Origin of the sequence: Acinetobacter sp. YH12226, from assembly GCF_013417805.1 — a bacterium.
Classification (GTDB): domain Bacteria; phylum Pseudomonadota; class Gammaproteobacteria; order Pseudomonadales; family Moraxellaceae; genus Acinetobacter.
Map to the genome: position 1 here is coordinate 318527 of NZ_VPDG01000002.1, position 24691 is coordinate 343217.

At 41.7% G+C, this 24691-nt stretch carries 41 protein-coding genes; 31 read left to right on the plus strand and 10 right to left on the minus strand.

Translation table 11 applies throughout. From position 1 onward, the window contains the following. Window positions 1-36: 36 nt before the first annotated feature. The 10 genes from FTV08_RS03695 to FTV08_RS03740 all read right to left on the minus strand — a co-directional run bounded on the left by FTV08_RS03695 (window position 37) and on the right by FTV08_RS03740 (window position 4431). Complete coding sequence (locus FTV08_RS03695) at window positions 37-318, minus strand: hypothetical protein (RefSeq protein ID WP_180086691.1); 282 nt, start codon at window positions 316-318, stop codon at window positions 37-39. After that, the gene (locus FTV08_RS03700; RefSeq protein WP_180086692.1) at window positions 319-483 is read right to left on the minus strand and encodes a hypothetical protein; all 165 of its coding nucleotides are present in this window, start codon (window positions 481-483) and stop codon (window positions 319-321) included. It abuts the gene before it with no gap. Between the two features lie 2 nt (window positions 484-485). Next, window positions 486-869: a hypothetical protein gene (locus FTV08_RS16185; RefSeq protein WP_257221146.1), complete on the minus strand. Its 384-nt coding sequence runs from the start codon at window positions 867-869 to the stop codon at window positions 486-488. Next, the gene (locus tag FTV08_RS03710; RefSeq protein ID WP_180086693.1) at window positions 869-1222 is read right to left on the minus strand and encodes a hypothetical protein; all 354 of its coding nucleotides are present in this window, start codon (window positions 1220-1222) and stop codon (window positions 869-871) included. The genes FTV08_RS16185 and FTV08_RS03710 overlap by 1 nt, the downstream gene beginning before the upstream one ends. Beyond that, a complete protein-coding gene (locus FTV08_RS03715) occupies window positions 1222-1608 on the minus strand; it encodes a hypothetical protein (RefSeq protein WP_180086749.1) in 387 nt (128 codons plus the stop codon). The genes FTV08_RS03710 and FTV08_RS03715 overlap by 1 nt, the downstream gene beginning before the upstream one ends. Further along, a complete protein-coding gene (locus FTV08_RS03720; RefSeq protein ID WP_180086694.1) occupies window positions 1608-1904 on the minus strand; it encodes a hypothetical protein in 297 nt (98 codons plus the stop codon). The genes FTV08_RS03715 and FTV08_RS03720 overlap by 1 nt, the downstream gene beginning before the upstream one ends. Before the next feature lie 52 nt (window positions 1905-1956). Next, window positions 1957-2856 carry a DUF2303 family protein gene (locus FTV08_RS03725; protein WP_180086695.1) on the minus strand — a complete coding sequence of 300 codons (900 nt, stop codon included), beginning with the start codon at window positions 2854-2856 and terminating at the stop codon, window positions 1957-1959. An 18-nt stretch (window positions 2857-2874) separates the two neighbouring features. Continuing rightward, window positions 2875-3249, minus strand: a complete 375-nt coding sequence (locus tag FTV08_RS03730; protein WP_005103684.1) for a hypothetical protein — start codon at window positions 3247-3249, stop codon at window positions 2875-2877. A gap of 39 nt (window positions 3250-3288) precedes the next feature. Next, window positions 3289-3531, minus strand: a complete 243-nt coding sequence (locus FTV08_RS03735; protein ID WP_180086696.1) for a hypothetical protein — start codon at window positions 3529-3531, stop codon at window positions 3289-3291. A 219-nt stretch (window positions 3532-3750) separates the two neighbouring features. Then, window positions 3751-4431 (minus strand): S24 family peptidase, encoded by a 681-nt coding sequence (locus tag FTV08_RS03740; protein WP_005103682.1) that lies wholly within the window; start codon window positions 4429-4431, stop codon window positions 3751-3753. A 131-nt stretch (window positions 4432-4562) separates the two neighbouring features. On the opposite strand from FTV08_RS03740, the gene FTV08_RS03745 reads away from it, so the two are divergent. The 31 genes from FTV08_RS03745 (at window position 4563) to FTV08_RS03890 (ending at window position 24666) form a co-directional block, all read left to right on the plus strand. Beyond that, window positions 4563-4760, plus strand: coding sequence for a hypothetical protein (locus FTV08_RS03745; protein WP_005103681.1), 198 nt, complete (start codon window positions 4563-4565; stop codon window positions 4758-4760). 61 nt (window positions 4761-4821) lie between these two features. Beyond that, window positions 4822-5286 (plus strand): phage regulatory CII family protein, encoded by a 465-nt coding sequence (locus FTV08_RS03750; RefSeq protein ID WP_180086697.1) that lies wholly within the window; start codon window positions 4822-4824, stop codon window positions 5284-5286. 52 nt (window positions 5287-5338) lie between these two features. Then, a complete protein-coding gene (locus tag FTV08_RS03755; RefSeq protein WP_121979703.1) occupies window positions 5339-6109 on the plus strand; it encodes a phage antirepressor KilAC domain-containing protein in 771 nt (256 codons plus the stop codon). After that, complete coding sequence (locus tag FTV08_RS03760) at window positions 6106-6900, plus strand: replication protein (RefSeq protein ID WP_180086698.1); 795 nt, start codon at window positions 6106-6108, stop codon at window positions 6898-6900. Before FTV08_RS03755 ends, FTV08_RS03760 begins: the two co-directional genes overlap by 4 nt. Beyond that, on the plus strand, window positions 6900-7514 hold the full coding sequence (locus FTV08_RS03765) for a restriction endonuclease (RefSeq protein WP_180086699.1): 615 nt from the start codon (window positions 6900-6902) through the stop codon (window positions 7512-7514). The genes FTV08_RS03760 and FTV08_RS03765 overlap by 1 nt, the downstream gene beginning before the upstream one ends. Next, the gene (locus tag FTV08_RS03770) at window positions 7511-7747 is read left to right on the plus strand and encodes a hypothetical protein (RefSeq protein WP_180086700.1); all 237 of its coding nucleotides are present in this window, start codon (window positions 7511-7513) and stop codon (window positions 7745-7747) included. Before FTV08_RS03765 ends, FTV08_RS03770 begins: the two co-directional genes overlap by 4 nt. Continuing rightward, complete coding sequence (locus FTV08_RS03775) at window positions 7744-7914, plus strand: hypothetical protein (RefSeq protein ID WP_180086502.1); 171 nt, start codon at window positions 7744-7746, stop codon at window positions 7912-7914. The genes FTV08_RS03770 and FTV08_RS03775 overlap by 4 nt, the downstream gene beginning before the upstream one ends. Beyond that, entirely contained in the window at window positions 7911-8267 is a 357-nt protein-coding gene (locus FTV08_RS03780) for a hypothetical protein (protein ID WP_180086701.1), read from the plus strand. The genes FTV08_RS03775 and FTV08_RS03780 overlap by 4 nt, the downstream gene beginning before the upstream one ends. Then, the gene (locus FTV08_RS03785; protein WP_180047650.1) at window positions 8260-8694 is read left to right on the plus strand and encodes a hypothetical protein; all 435 of its coding nucleotides are present in this window, start codon (window positions 8260-8262) and stop codon (window positions 8692-8694) included. The genes FTV08_RS03780 and FTV08_RS03785 overlap by 8 nt, the downstream gene beginning before the upstream one ends. 13 nt (window positions 8695-8707) lie before the next feature. Continuing rightward, window positions 8708-9106, plus strand: coding sequence for an antiterminator Q family protein (locus FTV08_RS03790; RefSeq protein ID WP_180086702.1), 399 nt, complete (start codon window positions 8708-8710; stop codon window positions 9104-9106). A gap of 37 nt (window positions 9107-9143) precedes the next feature. After that, the gene (locus FTV08_RS03795) at window positions 9144-9917 is read left to right on the plus strand and encodes a hypothetical protein (RefSeq protein WP_180086703.1); all 774 of its coding nucleotides are present in this window, start codon (window positions 9144-9146) and stop codon (window positions 9915-9917) included. Between the two features lie 1050 nt (window positions 9918-10967). Continuing rightward, on the plus strand, window positions 10968-11090 hold the full coding sequence (locus FTV08_RS16190; protein WP_257221147.1) for a hypothetical protein: 123 nt from the start codon (window positions 10968-10970) through the stop codon (window positions 11088-11090). A 29-nt stretch (window positions 11091-11119) separates the two neighbouring features. After that, window positions 11120-11320, plus strand: coding sequence for a hypothetical protein (locus FTV08_RS03800; RefSeq protein WP_180086704.1), 201 nt, complete (start codon window positions 11120-11122; stop codon window positions 11318-11320). 5 nt (window positions 11321-11325) lie between these two features. Then, window positions 11326-12105, plus strand: coding sequence for an AAA family ATPase (locus FTV08_RS03805; protein WP_180086705.1), 780 nt, complete (start codon window positions 11326-11328; stop codon window positions 12103-12105). Window positions 12106-12231: 126 nt separating this feature from the next. Continuing rightward, entirely contained in the window at window positions 12232-12699 is a 468-nt protein-coding gene (locus tag FTV08_RS03810) for a terminase small subunit (RefSeq protein WP_180086706.1), read from the plus strand. Between the two features lie 205 nt (window positions 12700-12904). After that, on the plus strand, window positions 12905-14230 hold the full coding sequence (locus tag FTV08_RS03815; protein ID WP_257221148.1) for an STAS-like domain-containing protein: 1326 nt from the start codon (window positions 12905-12907) through the stop codon (window positions 14228-14230). 152 nt (window positions 14231-14382) lie between these two features. Beyond that, window positions 14383-16056 carry a terminase large subunit gene (locus tag FTV08_RS03820; protein ID WP_180086707.1) on the plus strand — a complete coding sequence of 558 codons (1674 nt, stop codon included), beginning with the start codon at window positions 14383-14385 and terminating at the stop codon, window positions 16054-16056. Between the two features lie 54 nt (window positions 16057-16110). After that, window positions 16111-16701 (plus strand): HK97 family phage prohead protease, encoded by a 591-nt coding sequence (locus FTV08_RS03825; protein WP_180086708.1) that lies wholly within the window; start codon window positions 16111-16113, stop codon window positions 16699-16701. Further along, the gene (locus FTV08_RS03830) at window positions 16698-17996 is read left to right on the plus strand and encodes a phage major capsid protein (RefSeq protein WP_180086709.1); all 1299 of its coding nucleotides are present in this window, start codon (window positions 16698-16700) and stop codon (window positions 17994-17996) included. Before FTV08_RS03825 ends, FTV08_RS03830 begins: the two co-directional genes overlap by 4 nt. Window positions 17997-18083: 87 nt before the next feature. Next, on the plus strand, window positions 18084-18251 hold the full coding sequence (locus tag FTV08_RS03835) for a hypothetical protein (RefSeq protein ID WP_180086710.1): 168 nt from the start codon (window positions 18084-18086) through the stop codon (window positions 18249-18251). Between the two features lie 10 nt (window positions 18252-18261). Next, window positions 18262-19704 carry a phage portal protein gene (locus FTV08_RS03840; protein ID WP_180086711.1) on the plus strand — a complete coding sequence of 481 codons (1443 nt, stop codon included), beginning with the start codon at window positions 18262-18264 and terminating at the stop codon, window positions 19702-19704. Next, entirely contained in the window at window positions 19701-19991 is a 291-nt protein-coding gene (locus FTV08_RS03845; protein WP_026444274.1) for a head-tail connector protein, read from the plus strand. Before FTV08_RS03840 ends, FTV08_RS03845 begins: the two co-directional genes overlap by 4 nt. Window positions 19992-19999: 8 nt before the next feature. After that, window positions 20000-20329, plus strand: coding sequence for a phage head closure protein (locus tag FTV08_RS03850; protein ID WP_180086712.1), 330 nt, complete (start codon window positions 20000-20002; stop codon window positions 20327-20329). 3 nt (window positions 20330-20332) lie between these two features. Then, window positions 20333-20791, plus strand: a complete 459-nt coding sequence (locus tag FTV08_RS03855; protein ID WP_180086713.1) for an HK97-gp10 family putative phage morphogenesis protein — start codon at window positions 20333-20335, stop codon at window positions 20789-20791. Further along, complete coding sequence (locus FTV08_RS03860; protein ID WP_180086714.1) at window positions 20788-21159, plus strand: DUF3168 domain-containing protein; 372 nt, start codon at window positions 20788-20790, stop codon at window positions 21157-21159. Before FTV08_RS03855 ends, FTV08_RS03860 begins: the two co-directional genes overlap by 4 nt. Before the next feature lie 162 nt (window positions 21160-21321). Then, window positions 21322-21864: an antA/AntB antirepressor family protein gene (locus tag FTV08_RS03865; protein ID WP_180086715.1), complete on the plus strand. Its 543-nt coding sequence runs from the start codon at window positions 21322-21324 to the stop codon at window positions 21862-21864. Further along, entirely contained in the window at window positions 21854-22117 is a 264-nt protein-coding gene (locus FTV08_RS03870) for a hypothetical protein (RefSeq protein ID WP_180086716.1), read from the plus strand. Before FTV08_RS03865 ends, FTV08_RS03870 begins: the two co-directional genes overlap by 11 nt. Window positions 22118-22204: 87 nt before the next feature. After that, window positions 22205-22669, plus strand: a complete 465-nt coding sequence (locus FTV08_RS03875; protein ID WP_005263173.1) for a phage tail tube protein — start codon at window positions 22205-22207, stop codon at window positions 22667-22669. A 40-nt stretch (window positions 22670-22709) separates the two neighbouring features. Further along, on the plus strand, window positions 22710-23195 hold the full coding sequence (locus tag FTV08_RS03880; RefSeq protein WP_180086717.1) for a phage tail assembly chaperone family protein, TAC: 486 nt from the start codon (window positions 22710-22712) through the stop codon (window positions 23193-23195). A gap of 208 nt (window positions 23196-23403) precedes the next feature. Then, entirely contained in the window at window positions 23404-24015 is a 612-nt protein-coding gene (locus tag FTV08_RS03885; RefSeq protein ID WP_180086718.1) for a hypothetical protein, read from the plus strand. 9 nt (window positions 24016-24024) lie between these two features. Next, entirely contained in the window at window positions 24025-24666 is a 642-nt protein-coding gene (locus tag FTV08_RS03890; RefSeq protein ID WP_180086719.1) for a hypothetical protein, read from the plus strand. Window positions 24667-24691 lie beyond the last annotated feature (25 nt).

A 24691-nucleotide genomic window follows, 5' to 3' on the forward strand; every position in this document is an offset into this window, starting at 1 on the left:
CTTTCAACTAATTAAAGTCCCATTATAGAACTTTAATTAGTTCTTTCGTTGGCGACCGCGCTTGGCTACTGGTTTCGCCGTCAAAATCAAGTTTGCCTGTTCTGGATCATAAAGGCATTTACCGCGAGTACCTTTGTTGATCTCTGCACAGCGGTCACGGACGGCATCTACACTTATACCGTAGTACTGAGCCAGTTCAGCAGCTGATACTAGTTTTGGGCTTACATCCTTGATCGATACGATCTTTGCACCGCCAACTTCAGAGCCTACAAATAATTGAGGTGCTTCACCTTGCACAGTGATTTGAAAAATTCCCATTTAAGACACCTCCTTTAAGCTTTGGACTACTGATTCAGGTAACCCGAAAAAATCATTTAGAGTTTTATTGAATTCACCGCTTTCGATGAATTGGTCCATCAGGTTTACTTGCTGATCGATATCGCCGTCTTCATAAGGCTCAAGTGGTTTTTGAATATCATTCAACTTTATTCTCCCGATCCATTTACCATAGCTTGGTAAACTTGAAGAGCAGGGTGTCGGAATAGCCTCTCTCCCAGTGGTGCATTTTCATTAAGGCATTCAGAATTGGCTTTAGTGCCTCTTTGGATCATTGCTTCAGTTGGCTCTTTCGGTACTAAAACAAAACCTTCCGGCACCACTTGGAGTTTGGCTTGCGCCAATACTTCACCTTGATTTAAAAGCATTTCATCAAGCGTATCTACCTGAGTTTTCATTTGCTCGATCTTGCTAAACATCCGCTCTACGATTTCAGTAAATGAGCAGCCTTCCATATTGTGATCTGCACCAAATTTACAGAGCTTGTGAATCGTTTTTAAGCCTTCGATTTCTATCTTTTCTGGATTTTCCATCACGCATTCGCCCCAGTTAGTTTTTCAATTACCTCAGCCAACTCGTTCGCATCAATAATCACCAGATCACCCACCACATCCTCAGCACCGAATGAATTTACTGCTACCCATGATTGCAACTCATTGCCAATACTGATTACTTCCGGCACCGCCTGGGCTTTTGCCTCCTTCCATGCTGACCAACTAAAAAGAAGGGATGTGATTAATTTTCCACACTTCTTTTCAATATCAGCAGGAACATCAGTACGTTTGATGTATGCTCCAAATTCAAAGAAGGTGTATTGCGCAACATGCTCAAGGCGTTTAAAGCATTCAGACTGCTCAAATTCAGCTTTTAATTTTTCAATATCCATCACGCCACCTCATAGAAGCGCTTGGCTTCTTCAAAATTTGATGTGGTAAGTGGTGATGAGCCTTTTTTGTAGCACTTAACAATCTCACCATATTCAAAAACTTTGCATGCTGTTGGCAGGTCAAAGCACTGGTACATCGGCTCTTTAAACCAGTCTTCTGTATAAAACATTTGTTCCTGGTGTTCTTCAGCTGTGCCTTCCCATTCTTGAACCTGAAAGTATTCATCAAATGATTCGATCATGAACTGATTACCTTCAGCTTTAGTCATAGCTCTGTAGCGAGCCAAAGCACGTTCAGCAATTTCTTTTGATGCAGCAGGTGATTGCTCATGCGGACTATCATCTTCAGGGCAGATTCCTACGCACCACAATTTGTTATCTTCCATCACGCCGCCATCCTTAATACTTTTGGTGCTTGAGCCCGTAAAGAAACCAGCAAGGGCTTACCAATTTTCAAATACTGCTTAAGAAAAATGGCATAGCGTTTTTGGGTGGCTTCGCTCATCTTTCCAGTGCTGTCAATTTCAAGCGTAGGTTTATTTGATTTGCTGTATCGAACCAAGGCTGCATGCTTGACCAGTTTTGGTTGATACCCATCATTCAATAGCCAGTTTTCAAAAGGGGTAGCCAGGCTAAAATGAATTTTCTTGGTGCCTTTGGGGTCAATGGGTGGGTAATTCATTTCACTATCCTTTAAATGACCATGCGCAGTGCATGGCCATCCGGTCTAATGGTTAGATATTTGCAGAGCCTTCAAGGATCGTCACAAATGATGGAACACCTGGTAACGCCGTTTCAGTATCATCATTATTGAAAACGGTTTTGCCTTCGCGGATATAAGTCACGGTATCTTCCATAGACTTTTCAATCGCTTTTTCGAGCTGGTCCAAGTCGTACCACAAGGCAATATTTCCATCCTTGATGCGGTAGCGGAAACGGGCAGGCAGGGCATAGTGCTCACCACCACGATGTACCTGAATACCAAATACAATCTGCTCAGGAATATTCAAGTTGCCTTGACGTCCGGCACTAGCTTCAATATTTTCGTTGTAGGTCAGTGACACTTGGCCATTGTCAGTACGAGTACCAGATTTGAAATCGATATTGGTTTTAGCCTGAAGGGTGTTCACGATTTCATAAAGCTCAGCTGCAGCAGGCTGATTCACATATGGCATTACATCTTCAAGGAATAATGCAAAATCCATCTGTGACATTTTTCGACCAGAGTTCGCTACAACTTTTTCAAATTCTGGTGTCTTACTAACAATGAAGTGGGCAGTGTGTTTGCAATGGCGTTGATAAGCATTAGCACCATAACCTGCAACTTTTTCGGCTTGGTGGAAGTCCAGTACTGCTTGAATTTTCCCACCCAGTACATCTACGAAAACCATTGAGTCGCTGTCTGCAAAACGAGTGACGTAAGCGATCAGGTCTTTTGCTGTATGCAAGATTGTTGCTTGCTTAAGTTGAAGTGGGCGTTCCAGTGTTTCTTCAAAGGTATGAACATCACCACCTTCAGGTGTAACCACGAAAGGTAAAACGTTACCAGCTTCCTGTAGAGAAGTTTGACCAATTACGAAAGCATCTTTATGCATTACTGTACCCACTTGATTATTTAGTTCAGAGTTATTCATGTTGTTAAGGCCTTTTAATTAGCTGAGGTTTTTGAAAGTTGGTTTTTTGGTTTCCGGCAGTGCTTTCACATCTACTGGACCACTTGATTGGATCTGTTCAAGATTCAATTTCTGTTGGCGTGGATCTTCACGAACAAGCTGCTGTTTTCCATCGGTGAATAGAACAGTTGGTTCTTTATCGAACTTAGGAAGAATTGATTTAACGTCATCCATGATTTTGTAGACGCCGTTGCCGTTTGGCTTGATGGTCAAAGAGATAGTGACCTTACTTTGCTTGCCGGTATCCGCCGTTGCCTGGAGTGCTTCAGTAAGCAGCTCATCAATTTCTTCAGCCACAGTACCGTGACGTAAATTTTCAAGTGTTTGAGCGAAAGAGGTTTTGTTTTTTGACATGGTTATTCTCCAAAAATTACTTGTGTAAGCCGTGTTGAATTAGTTGTTTGTTCCAACAGAAGTGGCAATTGCTTCAACCTGGCGATTAGACGTTTTGTCTGCCTGATCGATAAACATTGCCGAAAGACCTAAAAGGATTGAGAAAACTAAAGACCAAGCTGCAGCATTTGAAACGACTTCTTTCGCTACAGATTTAGGCTTTGGGTGTTGGTACAAACACTCAGAGGTCATGCTGGATTGGCCGAACTCCGGCAGGTTGCTTTGGATTGGGTTTTTATTCATAATTTCTTTACTCACTGAGAGAGAGTGGGTCAGGCCTCAGGTTGTTCGTTGCAACGCTGGGGCTTTTTGTTTCCTGTGAATTAATAGTAAACATGACGTGTATTATCGTCAAGTAATTTTGTTAACTTTATGTGGACTATTTTTGTTTACTATTTTTGTGAACTTTTATAGAGGCAATAAAAAACCGCCTCAGTGGGCGGTCATATAATTTTTAAGTGGTTACGGCAGAGGGTTTTGTACGTTGAATGCGTAAGCTACTACACAAAATTCCTGCTCCATAATATCTTCGATAGTCAGTACCTCTTCTGGATACTCTTCAGAATTGGCGCTAACAATTCGCACCCCACCTTTAGGCATGCGATATAAATACTTGAATTTGAATAATCCACCATGATTTATGGCGTAAATCTTTCCATCAATAATCTGTGTTCTACCGGTATCCACATACACAGTCGCGCCGTTATTAATTACTGGTGCCATAGAGTTACCGAATGCTGTTAGAGCATAAGCATTTCCTTCATAAACGCCGTATTTATTGAGTGTTGCCTTACTTAGGCGCAACTTCCTTGTTGCTTCACCAATAATTTCTGCAGCTGTACCAGAACCACAAGACACCAAGAATTCCTTATAAAACGGTATTTCAACCTCATCATCATCTAGCGGCGTTTGATGATCCCATCCTTGAACTTTTGTAACTTCAACATTTTGACCCTTCTCATCACCTTGCAAGATCCAGTTGACCGACACACCAAATTGAGCAGATGCCTTAATCGCACCTGATTTAGATACTCCACGTCTCTTCCAGTTGCTAACAGTTTGTGGAGATTCATCAATTTTCTTAGCCAGCTCTTCTTGATTCAAGCCGCTTATTTTTAAAATTCTTTCTAATGAAGGATGCATGCTCGTGTTAACCCGGTGTGTAAAAGCCCTTTTATTATCTAAAAAAGTAAACAACTTGTGTTAAACAGAAAAATTGACAATACTTAACGCTGTGTTTACCATATACTTAACGTGATGTTGAGAATAAGATTATGGCTATCTCAGTAAAAGCTGATAAGCAAACCATCGCGAATCTAGGCGGTCCTGCAAAGGTAGCTGATTCACTTGGTTATAGCATTCAGCGAGTTCAAAACTGGACGGTTCGCGGCATTCCGGCAAAGGTAAAGCTTGAATACCCTGAACTATTTTTAAAACCACAACCAACTCCCCCAAAAAATAATGCAGCTTAATACTGCTTAAACCAATTATTAAACATTTGATTTTCAATAAATACGTTTTTAGGAAGGCTAAATGAACATAACGGATGCAGCATACAGCACAGTGCATGACTACCCAGGTGGGGCAAATGCATTAGCCCCAAGGATGGGAATCAAAAGTCCAGCTGTCTTAAACAGTAAGGTAAATCCAAACACAGATACCCATCACTTAACACTATCAGAAGCCTCAAAAATGATGGCAATGACTGGTGATTATCGAATTTTGCAAGCTTTGGCTGCTGAGCATGAAAAGGTTGCAATCGATCTTCCTGAAATTCCTGAATGCCGCGATATGTCTCTGACAGACAAAGTGCTGTGCATTGGTATGAAAGGTGGCGATGTGATGAGCCTATTCCGAGAAATTATGGCAGATGGCCGTATTACACAAGGTGAAGTGCAGGACATGTCAAAGGTGATCCACCAGATGCATGTTGCTTTGGCTGAGCTGGATAAACAAATTCAAGCTTGTATTGATAACCCAGAAACAGAAAAAGCCTGACGTGCGAGGTCAGGCTTTTCCGGTTGTTCACTAACGTCTGAGGAAAGTAAACATGAATATGTTAACACAAGGAAATTTTAACATAAACGAAGTGACAATGTCATCACCCGATATTGTTGGTTTTATTAACAATTTTCGCAAAGAAACTGCCACTGTCGAGAAGCCATACAAAGAACTTCGCCATGATGACTTTATGCGTAAAGTTTTAAGTGTTTTGGGTGAAGAGCACGCTCCGAAATTTATCGGAACGCAAAACTATGGCAACAATAACACACGCCATATCTATAACTTTCCAAAACGCGAAGCCTGCCTCATGGCCATGTCATATAGCTATGAATTACAAGCTCGAGTCTTTGATCGCATGACGGCGATGGAAGAAGCACTTAAGGCTAAAAATAGTTTCGATATTACAAACCCAACACATCTCCTTCAAGCAATCGAAGTGCAGGCAAAACTCAATATTGAGCTAAGTGAAAAGGTAGCGGTATTGGAGCCAAAAGCTAATGCGCTTGACCAGATTGCTGAAACATCAAGCTCTTTCTGTATTCGTGATGCTGCAAAGACTGTAGGCGTGCCAGAGAAAAAGTTTATTCAGTTTTTGATGAATCAGAACTGGATCTATCGTGCCAAAGATGGCAGCAACACCCTGTGCGCTTACAGCAAACGCCTTGCTCAAAAAGTCATGATCGAGAAAGTAACTCGCGTTATTGAAACGTCAAAAGGTCCACAAGTTTTCACTCAGGCTCGCATTACCTCAAAAGGTCTTACGCGTTTAGCAGCTATGGTTCGTGATGCCGGTTTGGTAGAAGGAGTGGCAGCATGAGCAGTTTTATTCCTAACAGCTTCCAGGTGCCGAATGCATTTGTTGATGAAGTGCTGTGCCAGATCGGTGACGTTGCTGCAAAGTTGTACCTGATTATCTGCCGTAAAACACGTGGCTGGTACAAAGAGGTTGATTCAATTTCCTTGAGTCAATTTCAAAAGATTTCCGGTAAAAGCCGACCAACAATTACCAAGGCACTTGCTGAGTTAATTCAGGTTGGTTTGGTTATTGAGTGCGAGTCTACTGTGCATGGAAATTCATTCAAATTGAATGATGATTGCGCCGTTGGTTGGATGCTAAAAGTGCCTAGTAAAAAATCTTTACTAGTAAAGAAATTTAACCACGCTAGTAAAAAATCTTTACTAGTGCTAGTAAAAAATCTTTACACACAAAAGACACTATCAAAAGACACTCTACAAAATAAAAAAATAAATAAAAAAAGTAAGAGTGAATCTGAGAAACCTAAGGTTGAAAAACCAAATGCATTCGATGCAAAACCAGTTGAATTACCAGTGAACGTAAATCGTGATCTATGGATTCAATTTGTTGATATGCGCAACAGCACCAGAAAACCACTCACTGAAAACGCTGTAAATCTTTTGATTAAAAAATTGGTTGGCTTTGGTGATCAGGCAAACCAGTCACTGGAAGCTTCAATCATTGGAAGTTATCAAAGTGTTTATCCACCGAAACAACAAACACCAGTTCAAAACCAACAGCCAATGCAACGCCGTCGCTTTGGCAACCAGGCAGATCCAAATCAAATGCGCACACTGGGAGAGTCAAACTAATGAGCAATATTCAATTATTCGAAAGCGCTTTTGCTGTGAACTTTCCAGTTGAAGTAGCAGAACTGGTTTTAAACCGCATTGGTGACGTCTACGGCGCTGAGTTCACTAAAAAATACGCAGGTTATTCAGATGAAGAGCTTGTTCAGTTGGCATGCACTGTTTTGAGTGGCTTGACTCCAGCTGATATCACTCGCGGCATCTTGCGTATGAATTCTGAAGAGTGGTGTCCAAACCTTCCGAAATTCCGCAGCTGGTGTGAACAGGGCGGTGATTGGTGGACTGCGGACATGGCTTGGGCCAAAGCACTGCAGTTTGAAAATGACAAAAATTCGGAAATCACGACACTTGCGAAACGCAGTCTGGACGAAGTGCGCCATATTCTCAACGTAGAGGGGCAGAAAGCAGCGCATTACGCCTTTAATGCGATTTATCAGGACTACCTTGCCCGGGCGAAGGAAAAAGGCCGTGTGCAGGAAATGTGGAAGAAAGAGGGCAAGAGTGAAAAGGCTAAGGCTCTAACTTATGACGAGCGCAATCGTAAAGGTGTGCCGTGTCCGCCTGAGTTGGCTGCAAAAGTGAAAGGTGCTTTTAAGCGTATGGGGAGAGTGGCATGAACTTAATCGAAAAATTGGGATTGGAAAACGCAAAAGCACTTGATGGGATGCTTCAAAAGCATGGTGTGCCTGAGCGTTGGAAAATCGCTGTAATCAATGGAATGTGGCAAAGAAGCTCGGTTGGTTTTACACATGCTGAATTACGCACCGCTCTAGCCGATCACGACCGCATTGATACGTGTAGTGATATTAAGAACCACATTTCTCCAAATACGAAGGTGATTGAGGGATGAGAGAACAATTTGAAAAATTCTTCATGGCTCAGACTTTCTACCTGCAACTGAAATATATCCATGGGGACCGCTTATTTGATTTTGATCAGGGGATTGGTTACCGCAATTTAACCGTACAAATCGCATATGTGTGCTGGTGCAAAGAAGACAAGGAGTTTGTGCTGTGAGTGAAATGAATCTCGAAGAGAAGCTTTGTAAGAACTTAGAGGAAAGCTGTATCAAGGCATATAAAGCTGGTCAGCAATCTATGCAAGAACAACTCAATAATATGGAAATTTCTTATATCCAGATGAAGAAAGAGCGGGATGATGCGGTTTATTTGAAAGAGGAGCATCGTAAACGTCGATGCCAGTTAGCAAAGGAGCTTACTCAGAAATCATTGCGCCTAACTGATGCTGAATTTGAGTACAAGCGGATTAAAGAGCTCCAAGCAAAAGACTGTCTTCAAATTATGCGCTTAACAGCAAGAAATGAAAAATTGAGCGATGAATTAAAAGCCCTGCGAGGTGCCAGTGACTAAAATCCTCATCGGCATCGATACAGGAGTTAAAACCGGTTACGCCGTGGCAATGGACCATGGCACCGGTGGGGAGTTGCACCAGGTGGAATGCTTAAGCATCACCAAAGCAATGCAAGCTGTTCAGGAAATAAAAGCGATTCATGGGAAAGATAATTTAAAGCTGTATATCGAAGATGCCCGTAAACGTACTTGGTTTACTGGTGGTAAAGAAAAAGCTCAAGGCGTGGGGTCGGTAAAGCGTGATGCGCAGATCTGGGAGGACTGGTGTATAGAGCAAGAGTTCAATTACATCATGGTTCACCCAAAAGCAAATGCTACTAAAACCAAAGCGGATCTATTTAAGAAGATAACCGGTTGGACTGGCCGCACGAATGAGCATGCACGTGATGCAGCAATGTTGGTTTTTAAAAGATTTTGGAAGGTTTAAGGGAAGAATATAAATGAGCGCAATTGTAGAAGTAAAACCAACGGTTCGAATGATGCAGAATGAATTGGCGCAGTGGGGTAAATGGGCGCGTCATGCTTCATATAATCCAAGTGAATTGACTTATACCTCACCTACATATGGTTTTATGCGTTTGAAAGAGGGGCTGAAGTCGTCAGGTGTTCAGGTGATGCTGGATGATGATGCTTTGGTTGCTATTGATCACCTGGTGACACAGTTGCGCTTTTCACGGCCGGACCTGTACCAGTGGATTGAGTTTCATTATTTGAAAGGGTATCCGATCGCCGTATTGGCGAGTAAGACCAAGGTGGATCGCCGTAATATTGATAAGTTTCTTTTGGCGGCTGAGACTTGGCTGGATAGTCGGCTTGAAGTAATTTGCGCGAATGTGTGAGATATTATCCCCTTAAATATAGGGGATTTTTTATTCTATGCTAGAAGAATTAATGATAGTCGAAGCAACAATCAAGGCTGCAGAAATACAAAGAGATGGGGCAGTGTATTCGGCACTTATTGGCGGGCTGGCGCTTGGGGTAGGTGTTTTTGCATCTTGGCGAACAGCTTTGCATTTACAGCGAGTAGCTAGATTGATGGAAACACGTAAAGATGTTTATCTTAGCTTAGCAGCATCTTATTCAGAGATGGTCACCGAGATATATTTAGTGATGCATGATATTAAGAATAATGTGCCTAAGGTAACTCAAGCTATTATTAATTTTAGTAAAAATGTTGATAAGGCAATTTTTATTTGTGAAACTGATACCAAGGTTGAAATAGTAAATTTTTTAAAAGTTTTCGAAGTGTTTTGTGAAGCTTTGCGAGCAGATCTTAATGAGTTATCTAGATTGGCTAATGAATTAGACGATTTATCTAATCAAAGTGATATGTTGATTAAAAAATTTAATGATGCAATGAGAGTATATGATGAGGTTTGGATGGAAAATCCAAAATCTGAAAGAGTCCCAAATATTTTAAATTACACTGACGCACAATTAAAAAGAAATAATGAGAATATTGAGTTGATAGTGAAAAAAGAGGATGAACTTAATCACTGTAAAAAGACCACTGAACCCCATATTGACGAACTAGTAAAAGAGCTGAACTCAAAGGTTGTAATTGTGACATATAAACTTCGCCGGGAGCTTGGTGCTGAAACTGACATAAATCTAGATACGGAAATCAATTCTCGTTTCAATTCTGATTGAAGTGGTTGCATTGCGCGCAGCAAACTACTATATTTGTGATATTGTCGCTGTAGTTGCATTAATCGACTACATAGGATTTAAAGCTCGCCATATGGTGGGCTTTTTGCGTTATGGCGGTTTCATTAATTTCTAGTGGTTTTTAAATTAATGCCGCCACCCTCTAGATTCAAAAGGTGAGTATTACTTTGGATTGGCGACCCATTAACACAATCAGTTATGAGCCATTAAAAACACACTACTAAGCCAACTATTCGGTATTTCCGGATAGTTGGTTTTTATTGCCCTGAGAAATGTTGGTGTAAGCAAGATCAGGGCGCCAGATTCTAATTAGGTAGAATTCTATCCAATTAAACTAAAAGCTTAGCTCCGGTATAAGCTCCGGTGTAAGGAGATCTACATGCTCCAATTCATATTCTGTTTATTCGGCCTGCATGGTGCCACTGAAATCGATTACACGGTTGATGATGAAGAAATCAAAGTGTGTCGGGATTGTTTGAGAGAAGTTAAATAATTGGTAGAGAGTACCTTATGAAGAATTGGTTAAAATGTTTTGTCCATAATTGTATTGTCCACCCACTCATGATGTTTATGCCAAAGAAGTTGGGCACACGAAATGCATGATCGTAATGCGGATTGGGCTTTTAATTTAAATCGCTATGATGAGCTTAAGCTAGAAAAGCAGAAATAATTCTCCAAATCGCCGGACGGATTACGGCAAAAAAAGCCCCTCGCATTCTAGATGTTGAGGGGTTTTTCTTTTCTTATTGGTGGTGCGTATGGATGTCAAAGAAGCGCAAAAGAATCTAAATGAATTGCACGATGAGTTGGTGAAGTACCAGAACCTAAGTCGAGCATTCATGAATAGCAAACAGATGATGGCTATTGATGAGGTAATGGCAAACATCCGTACTCGCATGAAGAACATTCAAATCAATTTAAGTCGGAGATAGCGCCGTGGGTACAAGTGACCAAGAACGACTCGATGCCTTTAAGCGGGATCTATACCAGGACATAGCCAATCGTAAGCGATTGTTTGAGGTTGAGACTGGTTTGGCAATCAAAGATGTTGAGTTGGTATTTGTGAATGTCTCCACTGTAGATCAAGTCAATCAATACCTGCTTAACGAAATCAATGTGACCTTAGGTGATTCAGATGACGTGCAACTCATGTGAGCAGCGCCGTAAATGGATGAAAGAACAATATGAGCGATCAAAAGAAAGAATGCGGCTGTGTATCGAACGACTTACTTCTAAAGCTAATCGAACAGAACAATCAGCTGATACAGCAAAACAACCAGCTCATCCAGATCAACAATGAACAGAATGCTCAGATTAATGAGCTATTGATTCAGTTGGAAGGTGGTGATGAGGAAGAGCCTAAGAAGTCACCTTATTTGGATTGATGGTCATGAAACTACCCAGACTGCAAAGCAAACTACAGGCGATGACACCGAAGGCACCGAGACCAATCAAACAGGTTAGTGATTCATGGCGTGATAGCAAGACCACGGCAGAGCGTGGATATGGGTACAAGTGGCAAAAGTATCGCTTAAGCTTCTTACAGCGCAATCCATTGTGTGTGTACTGCTTGGAGCAGGGCAGAGTAACTGAAGCTAAGGTGGTCGATCATATTGAACCGCATCGTGGTGATCAGGATCTATTCTGGAATACAGACAACCACCAAAGCCTATGCATGTCCTGTCACTCATCTATCAAGCAGCGTGAAGAAGCAGGGTCGAAGAACAGTACAGCATACGTGTTCATGCCTGACTGGTTAGAACCAATACCTCGATTAACAATCGTGTTCGGCTGCGCAGGTTCAGGTAAGTCTACATGGGTGAAGGAACATGCTAAACCTAATGATGTGGTACTCGACTTGGATGAGATGATTGCTGACATTGGTGGCAAGCCAATCTATAAAGGCAATAAGCAAGACTTTGCACTGGCTGTTAGGAAGCGCAACAGCTTGCTGCTACAGATGTCTAAGCATAATCAGAGTGGCTATCTCATTCTTACAGGCTCAACTCCAGCACAGCGACGATGGTGGGTCTCTAAGCTTCAACCATCCTCAGTGCATATCATGGAGACATCCAAAGAAGAATGCATTGAAAGGATCATGAATGATGAAAGAAGAACCATGTCAGTTAAACAGAAACAGATTCAATCGGTTGGTAAGTGGGAGATTTGATTTCCCGATGGTGGGGGGTAAAAGATTCTTAAAAAACGATTGAAAAATCCTGACCACCAGCCGACTCACTTATAAAAAAATTTCCCATTTCAGCAAAAGTTAAAGCGAAAAGTTAAAGGTTAACCAATGGCACTAAGCGAAAAAATGAAAAAGTTTGCTCAGGCCGTTGTTGACGGCTTAAGTAATAAAGAAGCTGCAATTTCAGCAGGTTATGCAGAAAAGACAGCATCACAGGCAGGGTCAAAATTAAGAAAAGATCCTGAAATTATTGTCTATATCGAAAAGTTAAACGCTGACAAAGAAGGCCGAAGTTTAACTTCTGAAAAACCGAAAGTTAAAACGACCAGCACCCATGAGGATGACAATCCTCTGGATGGTGATGATTATGCAAAAGACGATCCGCTGCAATTCCTGATTGATGTCATGAATAAGAGTGATGATATGTTCTTGCGCTTCAATGCTGCTAAAGCTGCACTCCCTTATGTACACGGCAAGGTCGCCGAGAAAGGCAAGAAAGAAACCAAAGCCGATGAGGCCAAAAAAGCCACTCAAGGCGGAAAGTTTGGAACATTGGGCTCACAGTTGAGAAGTTAAAATTTTGAATTTATGATTAAATTCTATATTGTTTTGTTTATGCAGATCATTTTTATCGCATACCCTAAGAGCATGAGCATTAAATCAAATAAAGAAGTCTCAATAAGCTTTAGTATAACCAAAGATTTTTTATGTGAATCTTAGTGTGGATATTCATCAGGTAAATTGATAAATTAGAAAACTGCTGAATCAAAAATTATATGTTATGCGTAATTATGCAATGAAAAAAGCGTTACTTCCGATAAAAAAAGAAATTAAGAAATTTAGCGGAGTTACAATAAATTTACCAAAACGCTTTGGCTTTAAAAACCATGGAATCATGGATTTTGATGGCATTCTAAAGTATTTCGATTGGAGCTTAGAAAATACTCAAGTGAGGATAGATTTTACTGAATGTACATCAGCAGATTACCAAGCGATTTCATTAATAGTAATTTACTCATGGTATCTGAAAAGTAGGGGCTGTACAGTTGATCATGTAATTGATAAAGCCGCATATAGAGATGCTAGTGTGATGTGGAAAAGATTAGGTGCACTAGGTACATTTAATGTCCTTTTTCATACATATCAACAATTTAACGGGGATAATTACAAGCCACTATTTGCACTAAGAAAAGAATCAAATGGTAAGGATTTTAAGGATATTCTAAAAGCTATTGAAAATTACACTGGGGAATTCGACATATCTTATACTGACACACTGAGATATGTTTTAAGTGAACTAATGTACAATGCTATTGAACATGGACCGTCATTTTCATCAACAACAAATATTAATCTTCCAGCTTTAGTACAAATGAGCTGGTATAGAAATAAAGGAGAAATGAACTTCATTATTGCTGATTTAGGTATCGGTATCAAATCACATATAGAGCAAACCTATCCTGGACAAGAATCTAACGAAGCTGCTATCAGACTAGCTTTACAGCCAGAAAAATCGGGAACTTTTGCTAACTCTGATCCTTATAATGCTAAAAATAATGCTGGTATGGGCTTATATCTATCATCAAACATCATTAGGAGATTACAGGGAGATATGTATATCTTATCAAATGATGGTTTGGTGCATATTTCTCCTAGAGATGTAACTTCTAAGACCTTAGAAAGTCAGTGGAAGGGTACTATTGCATTCCTTTCAATTAAGATTGGCAAAGAGGATAGCAATAATTTATCAGCAATTCTTCAAGAGCTAAGGCAGAATGCAGAACAAGAACGAAGTTCTTTAAGAAATGAAGAAGTGGATCAGCAATTTATCCTAAATATGACAAATTATTTTGGCGATCATGCCGAATTAAAATCTGAAGCAATAAATATACGAGATAAGTATTTGCTTCCAGCCATTGAAAGTGGTAAAAAAATAATCATAGATTGCAAAAATATAAAAAGCGCGCCTCATAGCTTTTTAAATGCACTTCTAGCAACACCAATTACACGTTTAGGTATATCTGCATACAAAAGAATCAAAGTTATAAATGCAGAGCCTGATATAAGAGAAACTATAGATTTCATATTTGAAGACAATACTAACTAATAGAGGGAGAAAGTAACGAATGAAAAAAGAAAAAGGCTATTAAGTTAAGCCAATTTACTCGACTGCGATGCTTGATACAATTATCGTTATCTTGCTAATAAACGCAAACACCTACAGACCCACTTCGGTGGGTTTTTTAATGAGTTAAATTTATGTCAGCAATGCTCCCAACCTGGACAACAGCGTGCCCAGATTGGGCGTTACGCATTGTCAATAAAGAATCCATGATGCCGTGTGAGCCGCTTTTTCCAGAAGTGGCTGATGTAGCAGAGCGGATTTTTAAAGAATTAATTTTGGTCGATGTGATGGGTAGCCCAAAAATGGGTGAGGTCACACTTGATTGGGTAATTGAATTTGTCCGGGCGATCTTTGGTGCTTACGATCCAGAACAGAAAAAGCGTTTAATCCGTGAATTCTTCCTGCTGATCTCTAAGAAAAACACCAAGTCAACGATTGCAGCCGGAATCATGATGGTGGCCCTGATCTTAAACGATCGCATGTCGGCTGAACTCATCATTTTGGCACCAACAAAAGAAGTTGCAGACAACTCATTCAACCCAATCCGGGACTTTATCAAAGCAGATCCTGAGCTTCAGGAAATGTTCAATATCTCCGAGCACACCAAAACAGTCACCCACTTGGGTACCAATGCGACCTTAAAAGTGATTGCTGCCGAAAGTAATGCTGCTGCGGGTAAAAAGGCTTCAATCATCCTGATCGATGAGGTTTGGTTGTTTGGAAAACGATCAAACGCTGAATCGATGTTTCGTGAAGCAAAGGGTGGTCTGGCATCACGGCCTGAAGGTTGTGTTATCTACCTGTCTACCATGTCGGATGAAACGCCATGCGGTGTATTTAAGCAATTGCTGGACTATGCGCGTGATATTCGGGATGGTGTAAAGGTCAATCCTCAGTTTTTACCGCTTATCTACGAGTTTCCTGAGTGGATGCTTGAGGCAGGTGATCATTTAAAGACTGAAAACTTCTATGTCACTAATCCAAATTTGGGTGCGTCGGTTGATCTGGATTATCTGATTAACGAATTTGAGAAGGTTAAAGATGCTGGCGAAGAATCGCTGCGTGACTTTCTTGCAAAACACTTAAACGTACCAATTGGCCTAAACCTGCGTGCCAACCGCTGGGCTGGTGCTGAATATTGGCTTCAGCAATCCAAAAAATTCACCTTGGATAAACTAATCAAGCAATCAGATGTCATCACCTGCGGTATTGATGGTGGTGGTCTTGATGACTTACTCGGCTTTGCTGTACTAGGTCGGCATGCAAAAAGCCGTAAATGGTGGCTTTGGAATCATGCTTGGTGCAATAAAACTGCAGTCGAGCGACGCAAAGAGAATGCTCCAAAATATGCGGATTATGTAGAGGAAAAAAGCCTGACCATTGTTGAGCGTATCGGCGATGACATTGACCAGCTGGCAGCTATTGCAAAGAAATGCTTCGACTCTGGCAAGCTCGACAAAATTGGACTGGATCCACTTGGTCTGGGTGGTCTACTGGATGGCCTGCTCGATGCAGGTATTCCTGAAGACAAGCTCATTGCAGTAGCCCAGGGCTTTAAGTTGATGGGCTATATCCTTACCACTGAGCGCAAATTAGCAGAAGGCAATCTTTACCATGCCGGACAGGGTTTAATGACTTGGTGTGTTGGGAATGCGCGTGCCGTCGTGAAAGGCAACGGCATGATGATCAGTAAACAGGAATCGGGTGTCGGGAAGATCGACCCATTGATTGCCACGTTTAACGCGGTGGCACTCATGTCAATGAATCCAGAACAGGCCGAAAAAGAATACAACATCTACTTTGTTTAATTTATTCATTTTCCAAAGCTCGCATTACGCGGGCTTTTTTATTGGGAGAGCCTTATGTCTGCTCTACATAAAACCTTTGGCTCTGTCGAAATTAAGAGCCTTGATGAGCAAAAGCGAACCTTCAAAGGAATCGCAAGCACACCAAACCAAGATCGTGCCAAGGATGTAATGGTGCCAAAAGGTGCAGATTTCAATCTGCCTATGCCTTTACTTTTCCATCATGACCCACGATCAGCCATTGGTCATGTGACAAGCGCAAAAGTTACCGCAAATGGTATCGAGGTTGAGATTCATATTCCTGAAATCGAGGAAGAAGGCGACCTGAAGCGCGAAGTTGATAAGGCCTATCAGTCATTGAAATACGGTTTGGTTAAAGGCTTGTCGGTTGGTTTTATCCCGAATTGGGATGAGGCGGAAATGATCAAGGGTGGTGGCATTCAGTTCAACTCATGGGAATGGTATGAGCTTTCATTGGTGACTATCCCTTGTAACCGCGAATCAGAAACAGAATTTTCAAAAGCATTTGAGGAACACAAAGCCGCGTTGGGCATTAAACCTCAAGACGTTCCAGGTGGCGATTCATCTGAACAAAAACACGTTGTCGTAAAACTTAATAGCCCAACAAAGGGTGGAGTGAAACTATGAAAGAGTATTTAGCAAAGCTGCTTAAAGCATTGGCTGAAAAAAACCAAGCAATGCAAACAGCGCTATCAAAATCAGCAGGTGAAGGCAGTACGCCTGATGAAGCAACTGAAGCCGAAATCCAGGCGATTGAAAAAGATATCGCAGCGATTGAAGTGAATATTGAGCGCACTAAAAAACAAATCAAAGCTGTTGAAGAAGCTGAAAAGAAAGGCCTTCAAGAGCCAGAGCCAACACCTGGTCAAGATCCAGAACCAAAAATTGAAATCGTTCCTTTGGCTAAAGGTATCGGCTTTGCTCAGTATGCCCGAGCAAAACTGGCAGCCGCACTTGAAGCCAAAAAAGGCCACTACATTGCACCGGTAGACATGGCTAAGCAGCTTGGCTTTGGCGATGAAGTTCAAGACCTTGTGACAAAGGCAACCTTGGGTACCACTACCGATGCAGGCTTTGCAGCATCATTGGTCACTGAAAACCGCTTAGTTGGTGAATTTGTTGACATGCTTCGTGCTGCAACTGTATTTGATCAACTTACAGGTTTCCGTAATGTGCCGTTCAACTCGAAAATCCCAAGCCAATTGACCGGTGGTCAAGCGCAATGGGTGGGTGAAGGCGCTCCAAAGCCATTAACAAACCCAACATATGGTGAAGTGGAAATCAAAGAGCACAAGCTTGCTGCGATTACTGTCTACACACAGGAATTAATGCGCCGCTCTGACCCAGCCGTAGATATTTTGGTTCGTGATGACTTAATTGAAGCATCAAAAACTTTAATTGATAACACCTTCCTTGACGCGGGTGCTGCTACTGCGGTTCGTCCTGCGGGTGTTTTAAATGGGGTAACAGCCACTCCAAATACAGGCACTACAGCAGCAAATTATGAAGCTGATTTACTAGCCCTGGTGAATAGCTTTGTGACGGCCAACCTTTCATTGGATGGCTCATACTTCGTAATGTCGGAAACACGCGCTGCACAAATCAGCTTGCTTCGTGATGCGCTAGGAAATACCTACTTCCAAGGCATGGCGCTTCGCGGCACTCGCACACTGATGGGTATTCCGGTAATCACATCACAAACAGTCGGCGACAAGATCATTCTTGTGAAAACTTCTGAAATCCTGCTTGCTCAGGATGGTGGTGTGGATGTGTCTTACTCTGATCAAGCAACTCTGGTTGATGGTGGTACGACTCATCATTTATGGCAAGAAAACAAATTTGCGGTACGTGTTGAGAAGTTCATCACCTGGGCAAAACGTCGTCCAATCGCAGCGGCATTCCTTGATTACAGCACACCGTAATCTAAATTGAATGCACCAAAAACAGCTCCTTAATTGGGGCTGTTTTTATATCTAAGCATCACAATTGTTTAGCTATAGGAACAGTCTATGAAGATTAAATATTTAAAGATGACCCATGATTCCAATATTGGGGATGTGAGAGAGATTCCTGATTTTCAGGCAAATGTACTGCTCAAAATTGGTGTTGCAGAGGTCTATACAGAACCGAAAAAAGCAGCGCCAAAAGCAAAAAAAGAAGATAAAACCAAAGAATAGGATGTAAAGAATGGGCTTTTTCGGAAATTTATTTGGTAAAAAGAAATCCCTCCAAGGAGTCCATTCAAACCAAGGGTGGACTTCTTTTTTTGTGCAAGAGCCTTATTCTGGTGCTTGGCAAAAAAATGATGAGCTGACTCGTGAAGATCTGGCAGCACATCATGCAGTATTTAGCTGTGTTTCATTGATTTCTCAAGATATTGGCAAGATGCCGATTCTGCTAAAAAAGAAGCAGCAAGGCGTCTGGATTGATCAAGATATTCCAGAGCGATTCAGTGTTCTAAACAAGCCAAACCACTATCAGACATGGCAGCAATTCAGCGAACAATGGACCACATCATTATTGCTTCGCGGAAACACCTACGTGTTTAAGGTTCGGGATATTTTTTCAGGCAAGGTTGTTGGACTAAAAGTTTTAAACCCCGACCTGACGAAACCATTGATTAGTGATGCTGGTGATGTCTTTTATCAACTTAATGATGATCGGCTTAATCAGACTTCGCATGAAGCCGTGCCGGCATCCGAAATCATTCATGACCGCATTAACTGTTTTTACCATCCACTTGTGGGCTTATCGCCGATTACAGCGTGTGCGGTAGCAGCAGGTCATGGACTGGAGATTCAGAAAAGCCAGCGCCAGCACTTCAAGAATAACAGCCGACCCGGTGGGATTCTGATTGCTCCCGGGCCTATTGACCCAGATAAAGCAGCAGCAATCAAAAAACAATGGAATGAAAACTACAGTGGCGCTAATGCTGGTTGTACAGCGGTAGTTGGTGACAACATGAAGTTCGAAGCCATTTCAGTTTCAGCTGCTGATTCTCAATTGATTGAACAGATGCGAATGAGCAATGAAGTCATTTGTGCCGTTTTCCATGTACCACAATTTAAGTTAGGTATTGGCACCATTCCAGCAGGTCAGAAAGTTTCAGACCTGAATGAAATTTATTACTCAGATTGCTTGCAAAGCCTGATTGAAGCACGTGAAAACCTGCTTGATGAAAGCCTTGGTCTTAAAGATGCCAATTTAGAGGCCTTTCTTGATCTGGATACACTGATTCGTATGGATTCAGTGTCTCAGATGCAGCGACTAAAAGAAGGTGTTGGTGCAGCAATTATGACACCGAATGAGGCGCGTCAAAAGCTTGGTTTAGGCCCACTGGAAGGTGGTGACACGGTTTACATGCAACAGCAGAACTATTCGCTTGAAGCATTGTCTAAGCGCGACCAGAAAGAAGATCCTTTTGGTAAAACCACACCTAATACACCTCAAAATACCGAAAATTCAGACCAAAAAGGCCAGTATCAAGGCATTTTTAAGACTGAAAACCAGTATAAATCAGGTCAGTTTGTGACGCACAAAGGCTCATTATGGCACTGTGAAAAAGATCATTCAGGCGAATTTAGCCATGAAAACTTCAAATTAGCGCAGAAAAAATGGGGTGAAGAATGAGTATCGTAAGTCTTGAGACCCTAAAAGAGCATTTGCGCTATGACGATGATTCAAATGACTTGATGCTACAAGGCTATTTGGATGCAGCAGATTCGGTGGTGTTGAATTACATCACTGATGAACTTGAACCTGATTATCCTAAAGCAATTCATCAGGCAATTTTATTACTGTGTGGATATTGGGACCAGTACCGCAATGCTGAGCAGGAAATGCCGGTGAATGGCAACTTTCTGCCGATGCCGGTGCAAAGCCTGCTTTATCCATATCGTAAGCCTACAGCGATTTAGGAGGTTGTATGGCCCAACGTGCCGGCGAACTATGCCACCGTGTAACGATTCAGCATAAAACTACGACCTATGATGAATACAACTATGAAACTGAAGCCTGGACTGAGTTCAAAAAGCTCTGGGGTAAACTTGATTTTCTATCTGTAAAAGATTCGATAAACGCCAAAGCTGCCGGATCACAAACCACAGCCCGACTAAAACTGCGAAAGCGTGATGATATCGACTCGAGTATGCGCGTTTTATTTGATGGTCAGACCTTCCAGATCGTATCACCACCTAAACCAGACAATGAAAATGGTCGGATTTACATGACACTGGAGTTGTCATTAGTGGAGTAAGCCATGTCAGCAGAATTCAACATTGAAGGCTTGGATGAAGTTCAGGAGAAACTTAAAAGACTTGGCAATCCTCGCTTAATCAAGAATGCTGCAAGGCGTTCCGCTCGTAAAGCCATGGCGATTGTGCGAGATAGTGCTCGCAATGCAGCAAAAGGGATTGATGACCCGCAAACAAGCGAAAAGATTTGGAAAAATATTGCAATTGCCGCAGGGAAAACACGAAACCAGAATGAAGTGGTGATGCGTGTCGGTGTGCGCGGTGGTGCTTCATTTTCCAATCCAAATCCACCCAATACAAGCGGTGGTGATACGCGTCACTGGCGTTGGTTAGAGTTTGGCTCTGTGCACAATCCACCAACCCCATTCATGCGACCAGCACTGCAAAACAATATCCAAGCCGTGACCAATAGCTTTGCTGAAAACTTCAATAAAGAAATAGACAAGGAACTCGCAAAATTATGAACATTTTACCTGTAGTTCCGACACTGAAATTGGCTTCAGCAGTCACAGCATTGCTTGGCACTAATCCCTTAAAAGTCTGGGAAGATATTGCACCACACAAGACACCATATCCCTACGCAGTCTGGTCGGTGGTCACAGCAAATCCTGAAAACAATTTAGATTGCCCGGCAAATACCGATCATGTGTCATTCCAAATTGTGGTTTATGACACCGAGCAGAAAAGAGCATCTGATATTCGAGCTGCAATACGAAAAGCTTTAGAGCCACATTGCTATGTCACCAATATTCACCCGAACCATTTTGAGCGTATTGCCGATACCAATATTTTTGGTCGCGGTTTTGATGCGAATTGGTTTTTAGACAGATAACTTCACCACTTAATCAAACCGTCCTTATTGGGCGGTTTTTTTATGCCTGTTTTCAGGCAAACCACTGGCTAGGCTGATCCCCGAAAAGAAGATGGTCGTTTCGACTATTCATTGCATCTTCTTGCCAGTGTTTCTTTTTTAATGAGTAGTCGGAGCAGATCAATGAATGCAATCGTAAAAAATGAAAATCAAACTCCATTTATCGAAGTCGAATTAAATGGAAAAGTTCAGCTCGGTGTGAATGCGCGTGACCTGCATAAAATGCTAGAGGTTAAGACGGACTTTTCGGATTGGATTAAGCGACGCATTAAACAATGTGGTTTTGAAGAGAATTTTGATTTTATTAAGCTCCTCAAAAAAGAGGAGCTTTCAAAAACAGGACAAAACCTAATTGAGTACATCATCTCAGTGGATATGACCAAACACCTTGGGATGATGGAGCGCAATAAAAAAGGTCATGAGATCCGCAAATACTACATCGAGCAAGAGGAATTGGCTCGTCAACTCAAAGATGGGCTACAGGTGCGCATTGGTAAGCTTTCAGCGCAACTTGAGCTGATTACGCAATCCTTATCAGGTGCAGCAAGCTTCCTATCAATCCATGGCAAGCAAACCAAGCCAGCATTACTAAAAGAATTAGATGAACTGATTAAGGAGGCGCAACCATCCTTAGATTTTGATCAGGATAAAGATAATGACAAATAATGTTCCTGCTTACATTGTGGTGGAGTGCAGACCAAGCACAGAAGAAGATGGTTATGCCGATATTGTTGTTCATAACGACACCTACATTTTTGAAAGTGTAGAGCCGGCAGAAAGCCTACGCGCAGCAATGCTAATAGCTATTGATATCGAACGAACCAAGCCAAACCATCGACACATCACGCTGCATGCCGAAAGCGTCTCGAAATTATGCAGAGGCATGCAAGGCGAAACCATAGATTCCAACAAACATTAAACCCTGCCAAGTGCGGGGTTAATTATTTCAAACCAATGCCACCACTCGGTGGCTTTTTTTATGCCTAAAATTGAGGAGCACTCGCAAATGGCAGAATTACGCACGCAAGGGACAAACGTCTTTGCTTTTGATGGTACCGACATTACGCAACTTGTCTGTGTAACCGGTATCGACTTGGGAAGTGACAGTACTTCAAAAATTGAAACAACCTGTCTTGAAGAAACGAAATCCAAATCCTATATGCCGGGGCTATCTGATCCGGGTGATGGCTCACTTTCAATTCGACTTGATCCAGAAAACGACTCACACCTAAAGCTTATTCAATGGGCAGAAAATCGCACCGAACTTGAATTTTATATTGGTGCGAGTGATTCAGTTGCTCCGCCAACAGTAGCTACAAATGCTGTAGCTCTACCAACTGGCCGTTCATTCTGGTCATTTAAAGGCGCACTAACTCCAGCAGTACCAACATTTGAAGCGGATTCCATTGTGGGCTACCAGTTCACTTTACAGCGCTCAACTGGCGTGACCCTGACTCCAGCAACTGTTTAATTTAAGGCCCTATATGGGCCTTTTGCTTTCTTGGTGAATCATGAAAAAATTAACTTTAAAAGACATTAAGTCTGGCGCACTAATGGGTAAGCCGGAGCATGTGACAGTCCAAATCAAAGTTGCTGGTGAAGATGCAGAGTTTGATACGCATATTCTGCCATTTAGCTACAGCACAGCAGTAGCCCAAATGAAAGCCTATGGTGAAAACAAAGAGGCCTTAGCTGGTGTTTTGGCGAGTGTTATTTGTGATGAAAAAGGCCAACTCGCATTCACTGAAGATGAAATCCGCACCCATTTCAACCAAGCTTTAGTAGATGCACTATGGTCAAAAATTGTGGATATTAACGTATTGGGAAAGCAACTGAACTCAACCAAGATGACGAAATCCTCATCGAAATCAGCATCGCGCTCGGTAAAACGTACAGCGAAATCGCCGACCTCCCATACCGAGAAATTAAAAAATACACCGCCTACATCCGAAAATACGGAAGTCTCAACCTTGGAAGGAGATTCGAGCAAGAGCTAGCAAGGATTCACCAGTCTATTTTAATGCTGAAAGGCGTTAAGAATGTAAAACTGCATGACCTAATGACCCATGAAGAAAAACCAGTAGAAAAGAATCTTGAGGAGTATCTGGTGGAGAATTTTGGGAAATAAGAAATCAATTTAGATTGGTTTCTTTTTCACCTGATAATTAGTATCTTGGTCTGAATAATAAATATTCAGGATTGAGTATGTGGCTTATATTAATAATTATTGTAGTGGTCATCGGTGCAATTTTCTTGGCAAGGAAAGCCAGCATTCCGGTGGAAAACAAGACTCAAGAATTTCTCAAGACCCAACAAAATAGAGGTAAAGAGGAAGTGAGCGGTAGAAGTTTACCACCACCATTCCCAATGGGGAGCACTAGAAAAAAGGATGAGAATAAGATTGCCCCTAAGAGAATTTTCCGACTTGATTATGATTGTGCGCATGATTTTGATAGCTATCCATTCGAAATTGTTGGTGAATCACACTACCAATCCAATATTGAGCGGTTTGCTGTAAAAAGAGAGGGCAAGGGTTGCTTTACCGAAGTAGAGGCAAAAATTATCAGGGATATTAATAACAGCCACGATAAAAACGCATGCAGGGTAGACATCAGCGGATTAACAGTTGGTTATTTCCCTCGCAATAATGCCGAGAGTTGGGTAAAACTTTTGGGGCGCTTAAATATGCCTGATAACTCAGAAGTCTATGTTAGGGCTGTGATTGTTGGTGGTGGAAGCAAAGATCATAGCTTCGGGGTAAGATTGGATATACCATCTAGAGTTGCAAATTCTGCTAAATACATAAAAGAAGTTTAAGGTCCTTGTATGAAAAAAATCATTTTATTAGCTTTGGCTATTGGTCTTTTGGGGTGTGGTGGGGAAGTAGAAAGCCCTAAAAAATCCAATACCAGCGAGCAATCAGGCCCTAAAAAAATTAGCCAGTATGCATATAACAATTACTCTATTGATCAGTTCCCTAGACTCTATGCTGAATGGGGTGAGGATTGGGTTAAGAGGATTTCGGAGCTTGAAAAACAAGCAGTTCACAAAATAGCAAATGAACCAAATACGTGTGATTCTATTGATATGGTGGCGCTATCTGATAATAGAAGCACTCCAAAAAAAGAAGCAGTTTTCTTTGTGGACTGCGTGAATGGTGAGCGATTTTATGTATCGCAGACAGATTTAGTTGGCACGAAAGAAATTAAATCACAAACTCAAAAAGCAATTAGTCAAACCGAGGCATTCGATAGGTGTCGCGACATGGTGAAAGCTAATGCTAAATACCCAACCTCAGTAAATTTCAAGCTACTAGATAGCAGCGGTTTTACTGCTGCCACAACAGGTAATGTGGTTGTTATGCTTGGTTTTGATGCAAAAAACAGTTTTGGGGCAGAATTGCCAGCCAAGGCTAGATGCGTGTTTACACCAGAAGGCAAGGGTGAAATAAGCATCATTGAGGGCTAAATTAATAAAATCCACTAACCGCCAC